The organism is Xanthomonas sp. WHRI 1810A (assembly GCF_040202885.1).
GTDB lineage: Bacteria > Pseudomonadota > Gammaproteobacteria > Pseudomonadales > Pseudomonadaceae > Aquipseudomonas.
The window spans coordinates 1-16,387 of the sequence record NZ_JBEGED010000002.1 but is presented as its reverse complement, the minus strand read 5'-3'; the positions used below and the strand labels follow the sequence as shown (position 1 = coordinate 16,387).

11 protein-coding genes are annotated in these 16,387 nt (G+C 63.2%); 9 read left to right on the top strand and 2 right to left on the bottom strand.

Going from position 1 to position 16,387, the window contains the following annotated elements; translation table 11 throughout:
• The first annotated feature begins 3 nt into the window (after nt 1-3).
• The 8 genes from treZ to ABQX22_RS03340 all read left to right on the top strand — a co-directional run bounded on the left by treZ (nt 4) and on the right by ABQX22_RS03340 (nt 11,928).
• Nucleotides 4-1,818: a malto-oligosyltrehalose trehalohydrolase gene (treZ, locus tag ABQX22_RS03375; protein WP_349796474.1), complete on the top strand. Its 1,815-nt coding sequence runs from the start codon at nt 4-6 to the stop codon at nt 1,816-1,818.
• A complete protein-coding gene (malQ, locus tag ABQX22_RS03370) occupies nt 1,808-3,877 on the top strand; it encodes a 4-alpha-glucanotransferase (protein ID WP_349796472.1) in 2,070 nt (689 codons plus the stop codon). Before treZ ends, malQ begins: the two co-directional genes overlap by 11 nt.
• The gene (locus ABQX22_RS03365) at nt 3,874-6,669 is read left to right on the top strand and encodes a malto-oligosyltrehalose synthase (RefSeq protein WP_349796470.1); all 2,796 of its coding nucleotides are present in this window, start codon (nt 3,874-3,876) and stop codon (nt 6,667-6,669) included. Before malQ ends, ABQX22_RS03365 begins: the two co-directional genes overlap by 4 nt.
• 17 nt (nt 6,670-6,686) lie before the next feature.
• On the top strand, nt 6,687-7,139 hold the full coding sequence (locus tag ABQX22_RS26870) for a DUF2934 domain-containing protein (protein ID WP_441005239.1): 453 nt from the start codon (nt 6,687-6,689) through the stop codon (nt 7,137-7,139).
• 174 nt (nt 7,140-7,313) lie between these two features.
• Nucleotides 7,314-9,509 carry a glycogen debranching protein GlgX gene (gene glgX / locus ABQX22_RS03355; RefSeq protein WP_349796468.1) on the top strand — a complete coding sequence of 732 codons (2,196 nt, stop codon included), beginning with the start codon at nt 7,314-7,316 and terminating at the stop codon, nt 9,507-9,509.
• The gene (locus ABQX22_RS03350; RefSeq protein ID WP_349796466.1) at nt 9,506-10,546 is read left to right on the top strand and encodes an acyl-CoA dehydrogenase family protein; all 1,041 of its coding nucleotides are present in this window, start codon (nt 9,506-9,508) and stop codon (nt 10,544-10,546) included. Before glgX ends, ABQX22_RS03350 begins: the two co-directional genes overlap by 4 nt.
• Nucleotides 10,547-10,555: 9 nt before the next feature.
• On the top strand, nt 10,556-11,314 hold the full coding sequence (locus ABQX22_RS03345; protein ID WP_349796464.1) for a PIG-L deacetylase family protein: 759 nt from the start codon (nt 10,556-10,558) through the stop codon (nt 11,312-11,314).
• The gene (locus ABQX22_RS03340) at nt 11,311-11,928 is read left to right on the top strand and encodes a class I SAM-dependent methyltransferase (RefSeq protein WP_349796462.1); all 618 of its coding nucleotides are present in this window, start codon (nt 11,311-11,313) and stop codon (nt 11,926-11,928) included. The genes ABQX22_RS03345 and ABQX22_RS03340 overlap by 4 nt, the downstream gene beginning before the upstream one ends.
• A 1,117-nt stretch (nt 11,929-13,045) precedes the next feature.
• Here the strand turns inward: ABQX22_RS03340 and ABQX22_RS03335 are convergent.
• Together ABQX22_RS03335 and ABQX22_RS03330 are read right to left on the bottom strand one after the other, a co-directional pair.
• Complete coding sequence (locus ABQX22_RS03335; RefSeq protein WP_349796460.1) at nt 13,046-14,089, bottom strand: alpha/beta hydrolase family protein; 1,044 nt, start codon at nt 14,087-14,089, stop codon at nt 13,046-13,048.
• Between the two features lie 404 nt (nt 14,090-14,493).
• Nucleotides 14,494-15,099: an FMN-dependent NADH-azoreductase gene (locus ABQX22_RS03330; RefSeq protein WP_349796458.1), complete on the bottom strand. Its 606-nt coding sequence runs from the start codon at nt 15,097-15,099 to the stop codon at nt 14,494-14,496.
• Between the two features lie 126 nt (nt 15,100-15,225).
• Here ABQX22_RS03330 and ABQX22_RS03325 point away from each other — a divergent pair, with 126 nt between their 5' ends.
• On the top strand, nt 15,226-16,128 hold the full coding sequence (locus tag ABQX22_RS03325) for a LysR substrate-binding domain-containing protein (protein ID WP_349796456.1): 903 nt from the start codon (nt 15,226-15,228) through the stop codon (nt 16,126-16,128).
• The last annotated feature ends 259 nt before the right edge of the window (nt 16,129-16,387 follow it).

Below are 16,387 nucleotides of genomic sequence, written 5' to 3'. Positions count from 1 at the left end.
CGGATGCCTTCGCGCACGGATGAGAACTGGCGCCACGGCGCCACTCTGCTGGATTCCGATCACACCCGGTTCGCCCTCTGGGCGCCGGACGCTTATTACGTCAGTGTCGAGACCGAGGATGGCCAGTCATTGGCCATGCTGCCCCAGACTGACGGCTGGTTTGTCCTCGAAACGCGCTGCCCGGCGGGCACGCGTTACCGCTTCAAAATCGACGAAAACCTCGAAGTACCTGACCCGGCGTCCCGGGCTCAGGTCGGCGATGTGCATGGCTACAGCGTCGTCGTCGATCCTGATGCCTATCAATGGCAACACCAGGCCTGGACCGGTCGGCCCTGGCATGAAGCGGTCATCTATGAACTGCACGTGGGTTCCCTGGGCGGTTATGCCGCTGTCGAGGGCCTGTTGGCGCGCCTGGCCGAAACCGGCGTCACCGCCATCGAACTGATGCCGCTGGCGCAGTTCCCGGGCGACCGCAATTGGGGCTACGACGGTGTCCTGCCCTATGCGCCGCAATCTTCGTACGGCACGCCGGAGCAGTTGAAGCACCTGATCGACGCCGCTCACGGTGTGGGTCTCGCGGTCGTGCTGGACGTGGTCTACAACCACTTCGGTCCTGACGGCAATTACCTGAACGCCTACGCCAAGGAATTCTTCCGCAGCGACAAGAAAACCCCGTGGGGCGACGCCATTGATTTCCGTCGCCGGGAAGTGCGGGATTTCTTCATCAACAACGCGTTGATGTGGCTGCTGGAATACCGCTTCGACGGGCTGCGGCTGGACGCTGTGCACGCCATCGAGGACGCGACCTTTCTCCATGAGTTTGCCGAACGAATTCGCGAGCAAGTGGAAGACCCGCGCCACGTGTGGTTGATGCTGGAGAACGAATTCAACGAAGCCCATCGCCTGGAAAAAGGCTTTGACGCCCAGTGGAACGACGACGGCCACAACACCCTGCACGTGCTGCTGACCGGCGAAACCGACGCGTACTACACCGACTTCGCCGAACAGCCGACCCACAAGCTGGCACGTCTGCTCAGTGAAGGCTTCGTGTATCAGGGTGAAGCCACCCGTCACGGCCACAACCGTGGCGAGCCCAGCGGTCATTTGCCACCGAGCGCGTTCGTCCTCTTCCTGCAGAACCATGACCAGATCGGCAACCGTGCAATGGGCGAACGGCTGGTGCAGATCAGCCCTGCCCCTGCGTTACGTGCCGCCACCGCCTTGCTGTTGCTGTCGCCGATGATTCCGATGCTGTTCATGGGTGACGAATGGGGCGCCAGTGAGCCGTTCCTGTTCTTCACCGATTTCCACGACGAACTGGCCGATGCCGTGCGCGAAGGCCGTCGCGGAGAATTTGCCGATTTCGCTGCGTTCGCCGACGAAGAACAACGCAAGCGCATTCCCGACCCGAATGCCCTGTCGACCTTCGACGCATCGCGTCCTGCGTTTGATGCCGTGTACCTGGAAACCGACAAAGGCACCGACCATCAAAGCTGGCTGGCCCTGTACCGCGAACTGCTGCAGATCCGTCATCGCGACATCGTGCCGCGCATTCCCGGCGCCATGGCGTTGGGCACCGATGTGCTGGGCGACAAAGCCGTCTCGGCACGCTGGCGCATGGGCGATGGCAGCACGCTGCGTATCGAGCTGAACCTGAGCGAGCATGCGCTGCTGACGCAGGAGTACACCGCCACGCAGATCCTGTTCGAGTCGCACGCTAAATCCGCAGAACTTTCCCAGCAAGGCAGCCTCAATCCCTACACGGTCGTTGTCAGCCTGACTGCCCGTGACGTGTTGGAGGAACAGGATGAGCAATGAGCAACTTGAAATGCTGGCCGCTGAAGCAGGGCTGTCGGTCGACTGGACAGATGCCAACGACCGGCCCCAGCGCGTCAGTCCCGAGGTGCTGCGCAAGGTCCTCGCCGGCCTGGGCTACCCGGCCGAGGATGACGAACAGATCACGGCCAGCCTGAAACAGCTGGAAGCTGAAAGCCAGACCCGCACCGCTCCACCCCTGCTGACCGTGGACCACGGCAGCAACCTTGACCTGTCGGCCTGGTTTGAACCGGAAACGCCATTTACGCTGGAGCTCGAAGACGGTTCGCGGCTCGATGCCAGACTGACCGCCAACGCCGCGCTGCCGGCGCTGGCCACCGTGGGCTATCAACAGCTGACCATTGCCGGTCAGCACCTGACCATCGCTGTAGCGCCGAAAACCAGCTACACCATGGCCATGGCCACCCACAGCGAGCTTCCTCGCGCCTGGGGACTCACCGCGCAGCTGTATGCGTTGCGCCGTGAAGGCGATGGCGGCTTCGGCGACACCCAGGCACTGGAGATCTTTGCCCGCTCTGCCGGAGAACGCGGCGTCGCGGCCATTGCCATCAGCCCGGTGCACGCGATGTTCGCCACCGGCAGCGAAAACTTCAGCCCGTATTCGCCGTCCAGTCGTTTGTTTCTCAATGCGCTGTACGCCGCACCCGGCGCCATTCTCGGCGATCGCGCAGTGCGTACCGCCGTTGAAGAAACAGGCCTGGGTGAAGAACTCAAACGCCTGGAAGCCTTGCCCCTGATCGATTGGCCCTCGGCTGCAGCGGCGAAGTGGACATTGCTGCGCGCGTTGTACAGCGCCTTCACCGCCACCGATCACCCGCTCAACGAAGACTTCAACAGCTTCCGTCACGCGGGCGGGGAAGCGCTGATCAACCATTGCCGCTTCGAAGCCCTGCGCGATCAGAGCGAAAAGCTGGGCATCAGCAACAACTGGCATGAATGGCCGGACGCCTACAAAAACCCGCGCAGCAAGGACATCGACAGCTTTGCCAATGAGCACAGTGACCTGGTGGGTTTCCACGCGTTCGCCCAGTGGCTGATTGCGCGTGGCCTGGAACGCGCGCAGACAGCGGCGCGCACCAGCGGCATGGCTATCGGCCTGATCGGTGACCTGGCCGTCGGCGCCGACGGCTCGGGCAGCCAGGCCTGGAGCCGGCAAGACGAATTGCTCTCGGAACTGACCGTAGGCGCACCGCCTGACATCCTCAATCAGTCCGGCCAAAGCTGGGGCATCTCGGCGTTCTCGCCCAACGGCCTCAAGCGCAACGGCTTCCGCGCGTTCATCGAAATGCTGCGGGCCAACTTCGCCCACGCCGGTGGCCTGCGCATCGACCACGTCATGGCCCTGCAGCGCCTGTGGGTGGTGCCGATGGATTCGCCGCCCAGTGAGGGCGCGTACCTGAACTTCCCGCTGGACGACATGCTGCGCCTGCTGTGCCTGGAATCCTGGCGGCACAAGGCGGTGGTGCTGGGTGAAGACCTGGGCACCGTGCCGGAAGGGCTGCATGAAAAACTCTCGACCCGGGGCATCCTGGGCATGCGGGTCCTGTTGTTCGAACAGGAAGACGGGGTGTTCAAGCCGATCACGCAATGGTCCAACGACGCACTCGCCACTACCAGCACCCACGACCTGCCGACCCTCAAGGGCTGGCTGACCGAAAAGGACATCAACCTGAACGCCGAACTGGGCCAGGTCGATGCCGACGCCGAGCGCACCTGGCGTCAGAGTCGTGCCCGTGAACGTCAGGGCCTGCTGGATGTGCTGACCTACAACTACAGCCTCAAAAACCCGACTGACAGTGACATCATCGATGCCAGCGTCTGTTACCTGGGGCATACCCCCGCGCCTTTGGTTCTTTTACCTATGGAGGATGCCTTGGGCATCGAAGAACAATCCAACCTGCCTGGCACCATCGACACCCACCCCAACTGGCGTCGTCGTCTGCCGGGTGACAGCGGCGCGTTGCTGGACAACATCGATGCCGCCCGCCGCCTCGAGTTATTGGCCGCTGCGCGTCAGCAATCAGCGGAGCGTGACCAATGAGTGCCGCCCTGCCCCCTGTCAAATCGTTGCGCGCCACCCAGCGCCTGCAGTTTCACAAAGACTTCACCCTGGACGACGCCGTCAAGCTGGTGCCGTACTTTTCCAGCCTCGGCATCAGCCACATTTACGCCTCGCCATTGCTCACGGCGCGTGCCGGTTCGATGCACGGTTACGATGTGGTCGACCCCCGCGTCATCAACCCGGAACTGGGCGGCGAACCCGCGCTGCGCCGGTTGGTCGCTGCCCTGCGTGAGCACGGCATGGGCCTGATTCTGGACATCGTGTCCAACCACATGGCGGTCGGCGGTTCCGACAACCCCTGGTGGCTGGACCTGATGGAATGGGGTCAACGCAGCCCGTACGCGAAGTTCTTCGACATCCAGTGGAATTCCCCCGACCCGCTGCTCAAGGGCCAATTGCTTTTGCCGTTCCTCAGTTCCGACTACGGCACGGTGTTGCAGGCCGGCGATCTGAAGCTGTGCGTGGACGCCGAACAGGGCAGTTTCCGGGTCGAGCATTACCAGCACCATTTCCCGATCAATCCGGGCACGTACGCCCCGCTGCTCGATGCCGCTGGCGAACCACAATTGCACGAACTGGCGCAACGCTTCGCCGCGCTGGACCAGTACCCGCAAGCCTATGAGCGCGCGCGTCAGGCCAAGGCCGAGCTGGCCGACGTGCTCAAGCAGCAACCGGCCCTGATCAAGGCGCTGGAAAAAGGTTTCGAGCGCTTCGACGGTCGTACGCCGGAAGGCTTCAAGGCGTTTCACCGGTTGCTGGAACAGCAGGATTACCGCCTGGCGAGCTGGCGGACCTCGGGCGACGACATCAACTGGCGGCGCTTCTTCGACATCAACGAGCTGGGCGGCCTGCGGGTCGAGCGGCCGGCGGTGTTCGAAGCCACCCACGGCAAGATTTTCGAACTGATCAGTGAAGGCCTGGTAGATGGCCTGCGCATCGATCACATCGACGGCCTGGCCGACCCGCGCGGCTATTGCCGTCGCTTGCACCGTCGGGTGCAGAGCCTGCTGCCCAAGCGTCCCGCCGGTACCGAGCTTGCGCACCTGCCGATCTTCGTCGAGAAGATCCTCGGCCCGGACGAGCAACTGCACGAAGACTGGAGCGTGGACGGCACCACCGGCTACGAATTCATGAACCAGGTGTCGCTGCTGCAACACGATCCCAAGGGTGAAGCGGTCTTGGGTGAGTTGTGGAGTCGCATCAGCGGCCGCACCGCAGACTTCAATCAGGAAGTGCTGGAAGCCCGCGACCTGGTGCTTCACGGCACCCTGGCCGGGGATTTCGAAAACGTCGCCCAAGCGCTGCTGCAAGTGGCACGCAGCGACGTCATGAGCCGCGACCTGACCTTCGGTGCGATCCGTCGCGCGTTGCTGGCGCTGGTGGTAAATTTCCCGATCTACCGCACCTACATCAGCGCCTGCGGCCGTTCGGAAGAAGACGACCGCTATTTCCAGCAGGCCATGACCGGCGCGCGCACGATGCTCAGCGAAGGCGACTGGCCGGTGCTGGACTACCTGCAGCTGTGGCTGGGTGGCGAGCGCCTGCGTTGGTTCCCGCTGGGCCCGTTGCGCGACCTGCGCCGCAAGGCCTGCACCCGCTTCCAGCAGCTCACCTCGCCGGTGGCGGCCAAGTCGGTGGAAGACACCTCGTTCTACCGTTCCGCCGTGCTGCTGTCGCGCAACGATGTGGGCTTCCACCCGCAACATTTCAGCGCACCGGTCAGTGATTTCGATGAGGCCTGCATCAAGCGTCATGAGGCCTTCCCGGAGAACCTGCTGACCACCGCGACCCACGACCACAAACGTGGCGAGGACACCCGTACCCGTCTGGCCGTGCTCAGCGAATGCGCGCCGTGGTATGCCGAGCAGGTGGAGCGCTGGTTGCAACTGTCCGCGCCGCTCAAGGGCGAAGACGTTGCCATCAGCCCTGGCGACGAGCTGATGCTGTATCAGGCGTTGCTGGGCAGCTGGCCGCTGGACCTCAATGGCGAAAGCGAATCGGAGGACTACCTCAAGCGCCTCGTTCAGTGGCAGGAAAAGGCCCTGCGCGAAGCCAAGTTGCAGAGCAGCTGGAGCGCCGCCAACGAGCCCTATGAAACAGCGTGCCGCGAGTTCCTGAGCGCCTTGTTGCTCAAGCCCGAAGGCCTGGCACTGCGTCAGTCCATCGGTGCGACGGCCAATCGGATCGCTACCGCTGGTGCGTTGAACAGTCTGGCGCAAACTTTGCTGCGATTGACCGTGCCCGGTGTACCTGATCTGTATCAGGGCACTGAGTTCTGGGATTTCAGTCTGGTGGATCCGGACAACCGTCGTCCGGTGGATTACCCCGCGCGCGAACGTGCGCTGAGTGAATCCGTACCCGTCACCGACCTGCTCTCCCAGTGGCACGATGGCCGCATCAAGCAGGCCGTGATCGCGCAAGCGCTGCAGGTGCGCAACGATCATCCCGACCTGTTCAGTGACGGCGTTTATCAACCGCTTGAAGTGCTCGGGCAGCACGCCGAACACGTGATGGCATTTGCGCGGATACACGAAGATACGCGGGCTATTGTTGTAGTGCCCCGTCTGTTCAATGAACTATTGGGCACTGCACAAACTCCATTCATCAACGCTGCAAATTGGGGCGATACACGAATTACCTTGCCGTTCACTGATTCGGATCTAAATTGGAAGGGACTTTTTTCACAGTCCATAGTCACAACCAACAAGGAGATGTTCCTCAGTGCAGCGCTCAAGGAATTTTCTGTAAACCTGCTTATTCAAACCTTGTAATACCCGGGAGTGTCGAGATGAGTGCCGACGAGAAAAAGATTAAGGATTTCGCTTATCAGATCTGGAAATCAGAAGGCGAACCGCACGGTCAGGATGAGCGTCACTGGGAAATGGCGCAAAAGCTAGCCAAGGCTGAGGCTTCGGCCCCAGGCAAAGCGGCTGCCGGCAAGTCCACCAAGGCCAAAGCGTCCAAGGCGGACAGCAAGGCCGAGCCTAAATCTGCCGCGAAGCCGGCGGCCAAAGCCGCAGCCAAGCCTGCAGCCAAGGCAGCCCCTGCTGCTCCGGCCGCCAAGAAGGCTGAAAAGCCGGCTGCGAAGCCTGCGGCCAAGGCTGAGCCAAAACCGGCCGCCAAGCCCAAGGCTGCTTCAGGTTCGACAGGATCGGCGACTTCCGCTCCGGCCAAACCGGCCAGCAAGCCCGCCGCCAAACCAGCTGCCAAAAAGCCTGCCGCCAAGCCACCCGCAGCCTGATTGCCCTCTCGATTCAGAGCGCACACGCAGCGGTGATTCACGACCGCAGAAACGACCTGTCACACCGTCGTTTTCTGCGGTCATTTTAAAACCTGTTTTAACCAATGGCGCGGCCCACGGCTGCGACAAAGGCCCCGTTCGCCTTCAGGAAATCATTCGACGTCAGGAATCAACATGAGCAAGCAAGAAGCCAAACCCGCAGAAAAAGCGACACAGAATGACTCTCCGAAGGCCGACGCGCCGGACGTGGTCCCCAGCCGTATCCGTGAAGGCCTGCCCTTCCCGCTCGGCGCCAACTGGGACGGGCTGGGGGTCAACTTCGCGTTGTTCTCCGCGCACGCCACCAAGGTTGAGCTGTGCCTGTTCGACTCCACCGGCGAGATCGAACTGGAGCGCATCGAGCTTCCCGAATACACCGACGAAATTTTCCACGGTTACCTGCCAGACGCCCACCCAGGCCAGGTCTACGGCTATCGCGTCTACGGTCCGTATGACCCGCAGAACGGCCATCGCTTCAACCACAACAAATTGCTGATTGACCCGTACGCCAAGCAACTGGTGGGCGAACTCAAGTGGTCCGAAGCCTTGTTCGGCTACACCATCGGTCACCCCGATGACGACCTCAGCTTCGACGAACGCGACAGCGCGCCGTTCGTGCCCAAGTGCAAAGTCATCGACCCGGCCTATTCCTGGGGCCGCGATCAGCGGGCCAATGTGCCGTGGGACAAGACGATTTTCTACGAGACCCACACCCGCGGTTACACCATGCGCCATCCGGACGTCCCGGATGAGCTCAAAGGTACGTTCTCGGGCCTGAAGGTCGCGTCGGTCATCCAGCACATCAAGAGCCTGGGTGTGTCTTCGGTTGAATTGCTCCCGGTCCATGCCTTCGTCAACGACCAGCATTTGCTGGAAAAAGGCATGACCAACTACTGGGGCTACAACACCATCGCGTTCTTCGCCCCGGACCCGCGCTTCCTGGCCCATGGCAAGATTGCCGAGTTCAAGGAAATGGTCGCGCACATGCACCATGCCGGGCTCGAAGTGATCCTGGACGTGGTCTATAACCACACCGCAGAAGGCAACGAGCGCGGCCCGACCCTGTCCATGCGCGGGATCGACAACGCCTCCTACTACCGCCTGATGCCCGATGACAAGCGCTACTACATCAACGACTCCGGCACCGGCAACACCCTGGACCTGAGCCACCCGTGCGTGCTGCAGATGGTCACTGACTCCCTGCGCTACTGGGCGAGCGAAATGCACGTCGACGGCTTCCGCTTCGACCTGGCCACCATCCTCGGCCGTTACCACGACGGTTTCGACGAGCGTCACAGTTTCCTCGTGGCCTGCCGTCAGGACCCGGTCCTGAGCCAGGTCAAGCTGATCGCCGAGCCATGGGACTGCGGTCCGGGCGGTTATCAGGTCGGCGGCTTCCCGCCAGGCTGGGCAGAGTGGAACGACAAGTTCCGCGACACCGTGCGCGCCTTCTGGAAAGGCGATGAAGGCCAATTGTCTGACTTCGCCAACCGCATGACGGCCTCGGGCAACATGTTCAATCAGCGCGGTCGCCGCCCGTACTCGTCGGTGAACTTCATCACCGCCCACGACGGCTTCACCCTGCACGACCTGGTGTCGTACAACGAGAAGCACAACGAGGACAACGACGAAGGCAACCAGGACGGCAGCAACGACAACCGTTCGTGGAACTGCGGCGTCGAAGGTCCGACCGACGATCCGGCCATCAACGAGCTGCGCCTGCGTCAGATGCGCAACTTCTTCTCGACCCTGCTGCTGGCTCAAGGCACGCCGATGATGGTGGCCGGTGACGAGTTCGCCCGCACCCAACACGGCAACAACAACGCCTATTGCCAGGACAGCGAAATTGGCTGGGTCAACTGGGACCTGGACGAAGACGGCAAGGCGCTGCTCAAGTTCGTCAAGCGCCTGATCAAGTTGCGCCTGAGCTACCCGATCCTGCGTCGCGGCCGTTTTCTGGTCGGCGATTACAACGAGGAACTGGGGGTTAAGGACGTCACCTGGCTGTCGCCGGACGGCAGCGAGATGAGCGTCGAGCAGTGGGAGGACGCCAACTCGCGTTGCCTGGGCATGTTGATGGATGGCCGCGCACAGGAAACCGGTATCCGTCGTCGCGGTTCCGAAGCGACCCTGCTGCTGGTGGTCAACTCGCACCACGAAGGCGTCAACTTCACCTTCCCCGAAGTACCGGAAGGCTCCCACTTCACCTGCCTGATCGATACCAATCAGCCGGATGTGAAAGGCAAGGAGCAGTTCGATTTCGGCAACGAGTACACCATCACCCCGCGTTCGCTGGTGTTGTTCGAACTGCAGAAAGAAGAGCAGGCATGAGCCGGGCGCTGAGCGAGTTTCTTGCCCAGCGCACGCAGCGACTCGACAGTCCGCAGGCTCTGGGCGAGTGCCTTCGGGCACTGGTCCATGAGCAGCTTGCCAGCCTGCCGCCACCTGGCGGCGGGCACACGCTTGAGCGCTGGCGCAGTTTGGCCAGCGTGGCGGCCCATGATCTGGGCCTGTGCAAACTCTACGAAGGTCACACCGACGCCCTGGCGATCATGGCCGAGCTGAAAAGCTCGGTGGTGCCGTCCGGCAGTACATGGGGCATGTGGGCGGCTGAACCGCCCCAGGCCCGCGTCACTCTTTCCGGCAACAGCACGGACGTTCGCATGGACGGCCGCAAGGCCTGGTGTTCAGGTGCCGCTGTGCTGAGCCACGCATTAATGACCTGCTGGGATGACCAGGGACGGCAGCAACTGGTTGCCGTTGCCCTCGATCAACCCGGCGTCACGATTACCTCCGACGGCTGGTGCGCTGTCGGCATGGGCGCCACGGCCAGCGTCGAGGTGCGGTTTGACGACGCCCTCGGGCGGACCGTCGGCGAACCGGGCGGTTACCTGTCCCGCCCCGGCTTCTGGCAGGGCGGCATCGGCATCGCCGCGTGCTGGTATGGCGCGGCCGGTGCGATCGCCGAACGCCTGCATCAGGCCTGTCAGCGCCGCGAAGAACCCCACGCGCTGGCCCACCTGGGCGCCGTGGACACCGCGTTGTTCAGCGCCGCGCAGGTGCTGCACAACGCGGCGCGCGCGGTGGACCAACAGCCGCTGGCAGACGCCCAATGGCTGGCCCGCCGTTGCCGCGCGGTCGTCGAACAGGCCACGCAGCAGGTCATCGAACACGTGGGCCGCGCCTTGGGTGCCGGCCCGTATTGCAAGGATGCGCAGTTCGCCCGGCTGATGGCCGACCTGCCGGTGTTCCTGCGCCAGAGTCACGCCGAACGCGATCTGGCGGCGCTGGGCCATGGGCTCGCGACGTCCTCACTGGATTCCACTCCCCCGCTGCGCAGTGTGACGGCGGGGCCGTGGTCGTTATGAGTAGCGCTTATGAGTGACAACCCTATCGTTGGCAACGGCACTTCGCTGCACGCCTGGCAAGGCTCCGGCAAACTGGCGGCGGTCCCGGTGATCGGCGCTGATTTGCTGGTGCCCGCCGGCTCGCGGGCGGTGATCGTTGCGCCGCATCCCGATGATGAAATCCTCGGGTTTGGCGGCTTGATGCAACAGCTGACGCAGCTGGGACGCCCCATGGAGCTGATCTCGGTGACCGACGGCAGCGCCAGCCATCCCGGTTCCCAAGCGTGGACGGCGGAGCGCCTGAGCGTCATCCGTCCGCAGGAAAGCGTCGAAGCGGTCAAGCGCCTCGACGTTCCGCTGCACAGCCTGCAATGGATTCGCGGCGGGTTCGTCGACAGCGCGGTGGCCACGCAGGAAGTCCAGTTGGTGACGTTTCTGCAGCGGTATCTGCGCCCGACCGACGTGGTGTTCTGCACCTGGCGTCACGACGGGCACACCGATCACGAAGCCGTTGGCCGTGCCTGCGCAGTGGCGACTGCGGCAGTTGGTGCGCAATTGCATGAAGTGCCGATCTGGGCCTGGCACTGGGCTGACCCCGAAGATCCACGGCTGCCGTGGGAGCGGGCGCGCAAAATCCTCCTGGCGCCTGAAACCATTGCCCGCAAGCGCCACGCGGCCCACGCGTTTGCCAGTCAGTTGCAGGGTGATCCGCTGATCGGCCTGGAACCGGTGCTGCCGCCCCATGTGCTGGAGCGCCTGATGCAATCGTTCGAAGTGGTGTTCCTGTGACCGGTCTGCACAACGACAGCGTGGCCGATGACTATTTCGACCAGCTGTTCGAAAACAACGATGACCCTTGGGCGTTCAAGCAGCGCTGGTACGAGCGCCGCAAACGCGCGCTGACCCTGGCCGCCCTGCCCCGTGAACGCTATGCACGGATCTTCGAACCGGGTTGCGCCAACGGTGAACTGAGTGCTGAACTGGCCACCCGCTGCGACCGCTTTGTGGGTTGCGACACGGCCGCTGCAGCCGTCGAACTGGCCCGTGCGCGGCTGGCGGATTTCCCGCGGGCGCAGGTGTTACAGGCCCGCCTCCCGCAGCAGTGGCCCGAAGGCCGCTTCGACCTCATCGTGTTCAGCGAACTGGGTTACTACCTGAGCCTGAACGACCTGAATAGCTGGATCGACCGCGCGCTGGGGTCTCTCACCGATGACGGTCAGGTCCTCGCCTGCCACTGGCGCACCCCCATCGACGGCTGCCCCCTCACCGCCGAGCAAGTCCACGACACCCTCGAACAACGCCTCGGCCTGCACCGCGCGCTCAGCCATCAGGAAAGCGACTTCCTCCTGGACGTCTGGGCGCGGGAACCGATGTCGGTGGCGCAGAAGGAAGGGTTGCGCTGAGGTCGGTACATCCGGTGCATCTGTGGCGATTGATCCGTCGCCATCGCGGGCAAGCGCGCTCCTACAGCTGATCCCGGCAATTGCACGCGTCCACGTCGAACACAAACGTGTTGATCGTGCCCACGCTCCGCGAGGGCGCGCCATTCAAGACGCTCCGCGTCCGGCTTTTGATTCTGGCCGAAGGCCGTGGGAGCTGGCTTGTCCTGCGATGGGCCGCGCAGCCGTCATGAAACCATTCGCCCCAGGTGTGACAGGCCATACCGCGTTCACGGGGTCTGCTGCCGCTACGCGCCAGATCGCGGGACAAGCCACGCTCCTACGCCCTCCGGGCAGAAGCAAAATGCGGTGCCCTTTGTGCCTACCGCAGACCGTATGCGCGGGGGCTGATTGATCGTGCCAACGCTCCGCGAGGGCACGCCATTCATGACGCTCCGCGCCCGGCTTTTGATTCTGGCCGAAGGCCGTGGGAGCTGGCTTGTCCTGTGATTGGCTGCGAAGCCGTCATGAAACCATTCGCCCCAGGTGTCACAGGCCATACCGCGTTCACGGGGTCTGCTGCCGCTACGCGCCAGATCCCGGGACAAGCCACGCTCCTACGCCCTCCGGGCAGAAGCAAAATGCGATGCCCTTTATGCTGACCGCAGACCGTAAGCGCGGGGCTGATTGATCGTGCCCACGCTCCGCGCGGGCACGCCGTTCATAACGCTCCGCGTCCGGCTTTTGATTCTGGTCGAAGGCCGTGGGAGCGCAGCTTGCTCGCGATGGGCCGCGAAGCGGCCCCGAAACCATTCGCCCCAGGTGTCACAGGCCATACCGCATTCACGGGGTCTGCTGCCGCTACGCGCCAGATCGCGGGACAAGCCACGCGCCTACGCCCTCCGGGCAGAAGCAAAATGCGGTGCCCTTTATGCTGACCGCAGACCGTAAGCGCGGGGGCTGATTGATCGTGCCAACGCTCCGCGAGGGCACGCCATTCATGACGCTCCGCGCCCGGCTTTTGATTCTGGCCGAAGGCCGTGGGAGCGCAGCTTGCTCGCGATGGGCCGCGAAGCGGCCCCGAAACCAGACGACCGAGGTGCGTCAGACAAACCGCGTGGAAACCATCAAGCTGCGCAAATTATTCCTGATGCACCGCCGTCTGCATCCCCGCCGTGCTCAGCGGTGAGCCCAGGGCGTTGCCGAAAAAGCGCACGGCTTCGGCGCTGAGGGTGCGGTGGATGTCTTCACGGTCGACGCCGACGGCATCGGTGCACAACACCGGGGTGGTCGCGCGCTGCTCGTCGTCACACGGCGCCATGAACACGAAGTGCCCTGCCCCGGCCAGCAATTTGAAATCCGACACCTCCGGCAGCTTGCGCGCCAAGGCCTCGGCGTTCTTGTCGATGGCCAGCAGTTCGTCGCCGTCGCCGCTGTACAGCAACACCGGGACATGCACGTCAGCCAGCGTGTGCCGTCCGAACATCAAACCCAGCGGCGCCATCAGCATCAGCGCGCCCACCCGGGGATCCGCCTGAGCGTGCAGGTCATCGCGGTCGGCCAGCAATTCGCCTTGGGTCTTGCAGGCGTCACGGTCCTGGGGACGTTCGAGGCAATACTGCCGCAAGCGCTGCAGATCCGGTTGCGCACCGGCCAGGATCAAGGCCGTCTCGCCCCCGGCGGAATATCCGATCACGCCGACACGGCGGGCACTGATGTAAGGCGAGAGCATGGGATCGAGCAAGGCCGCGCTGATCGCTTCGGAGACCTGCAACGGCCGGCCGTACAGATTGCTCAGGCTGCCAAGGCGGCTGTGATCGAGGTAGTTGTCGCCCGGATGGAACACCGCCACCACCACAAACCCTTGCCGCGCGAGTGACGTCGCCAGATCGTGCTGGGCCAGAGGCGTGCCGGTGTTGCCGTGGGACAGCATGAGCAACGGGAAGTGGCCCATGGCAATCTTCGCGTTCTCGCCCGCCTCGATTCGATACCCCTGAACCTTGGTGACCTGCTCGTCGTCCGTGGACGGATAAAAGGCGTAGGCGTGCATCGGCTGGGCATCCAGCGGATCGAGAAAATCCAGTTCGTGGAAGCCCACGCTCCAGGCGGTTTCCTGTGCACTGATCTGCACCGAAATCAGGCTGCTGAACAGGCTTAATACCATCGCTGCACAAAGACGCATCATCGCAATGCCCCCTACACCTGAAGTTCCGTATGCGGCCAGGCCTGACGCCGTGACCGTTATCCCTGCCGCGCCCCGCGAAACCGGGCCATCGCCCGCTTCCACGCCGTGCCCTTACAAGCTGAGAGTATTTGCTCGATCAATAAGTGCATAAGCCGGGCCAGACGGCGCTCAACTAAGCGACAACCGGTAAAACCGGCGACTTTTGATGGAGATCGGAAGTGGGCTCAGACGGGATATTACCCCCGGCCCCAGGAAAGTTTCGCGCAAAGAAACCGTCAAGCCTGTCGCCAGGCTGAACGTATCGCGCAAAAGCATAAAACCCCGCCACCCCAGTCGTGAGCCCGGGATGGCAGGGGTTTTGTCATCACCCGTTTAGACGCAGGTCGTGTGGACCTGTCAGGGCATCAGGCGAACAGCGTTTCTTCGATGTGCTTCTGCGCAGCGGTCAGGGCGTTGGCGCGTGGCTCTTCACCGTAAGCCAGGCCGTGGGCGCTGACGAATTGCAGATCGGTCACACCCAGAAAGCCAAACAGCACCTTGAGCAGTTCGTCCTGACCGGCGCTGGACGGTTGACCTGCATGCAGGCCGCCAGCGGTGGACACGATGATCACTTTCTTGCCGCTGCACAGGCCTTCCGGACCTGCCTCGGTGTAGCGGAAGGTGCGACCGGCGACGGTGATGCGGTCGATCCAGGCCTTCAACTGGCTCGGGATGGTGAAGTTGTACATCGGCGCGCCGATGACCAGGACGTCGGAGGAGAGAAACTCTTCCAGGATCGCTTCGTTGGTTTGCACTTCCTGCTTCTGCGCGGCGTCACGGCCTTCGACCGGGGTGCCGGCGGCTGCCAGGCTTGCACCGGAAAAGTGGCCCAGGGCGTCGCTGGCCAGATCGCGATAAACCACCTGCGTGTCGGGGTGGCCGGCCTGCCAGGCCTGGACCACGCTGCGGCTCAACTGACGCGACGCCGAGTGGTCGCCGAGGATGCTGGAATCGATATGCAAGAGCTTCATAAGGTACTTCCTGAGTGCGAATCGCCACGGGCGAGGAATGGCGATCATCCTACCGCGCAAAGCAATGGCTGATTAGTCACCAGAAATGCGATAGTTCGTCCCACTGACAGGACAATCGAGCTGAGCATGCAAGACCTTAACGATCTTTACTACTTTGCGAAGGTGGTCGAATCAGGCGGTTTCGCCGCCGCGGGTCGGGCCTTGGGCATCCCCAAGTCACGGCTGTCCCGGCGCATCGCGGAGCTGGAGATGCGCCTCAACACCAGCCTGCTGCAGCGCACTACGCGCAAACTGGCGCTGACCGCCGTGGGCGAGCGCTATCTGCAGCACTGCCAAGCGATGCTGCTGGAAGCGGAAATGGCGGATGAAGCCGTAGCCAGTCTGTCGGCCGAGCCACGGGGGCGTCTTCGGGTGTCGTGTCCGGTGGGGGTGACGCAATGGAACCTGGGCGCCGTTGTGGCGCGGTTTCTCACGCAGTTTCCGCAGGTGCAGCTGGAGATGCTGTTGGTGAATCGCCGGGTGGATCTGGTCAACGAAGGCATCGATGTGGCGATTCGGGTGCGGGACGTCGGGGATGAGGATCAGCACTTGATCGTGCGTCACCTGGCGCCTGCCTCGGCGGCGCTGGTGGCGGCGCCCTCTCTCTTGGCCGGCAGGCGGATTCTCACGCCGCAGGATCTGGCCAGCCTGCCGGTGCTGGGGGCCATCGAAGCGGACCGCAAGGTGCATTTTCAGTTGGTGCATGCCAGCGGCGAGCACTGTGAGGTGGCCCTCGAACCGCGACTGGCGACGGAGGATTTTACCTTGCGCAAAGCGGCGGCGCTGGCGGGGCTGGGGGTGACGATGTTGCCGATGATGCACGCGCATGGGGAGTTGGCCGATGGCAGTCTGATTCGGTTGTTGCCGCAGTGGTCGATGCCCAGCGGGAATCTGCAAGCGGCGTACACGCAGCGACGCGGTGCGCTGCCTGCGGTTCGGGCGTGGGTGGAGCATGTGACGGCGGAGTTTCGGGAGTTGAGAGGGACGTGATCGCAGGTTCGGGCTTGACGTGGGTTCGGGTTCACGCGATGCCCTGTAGGAGCTGACGAGCCTGAGCGAGGCTGCGATGCGGTGTGCCTGACACTCCTCGGAATTTGGACCGTGTGTATATCCGTTACCTAGGGTGTTGCCGATATCGGTTCCGCCCTTACGGCGGGTCACTTTTGGCAAAAGCGCCCCAAAAGTAACCAAAAACGCTTTGCTCCTGGTTTGGCCCTCCTTCGTCGGGTTCCCTCACTCCGGCGACGCT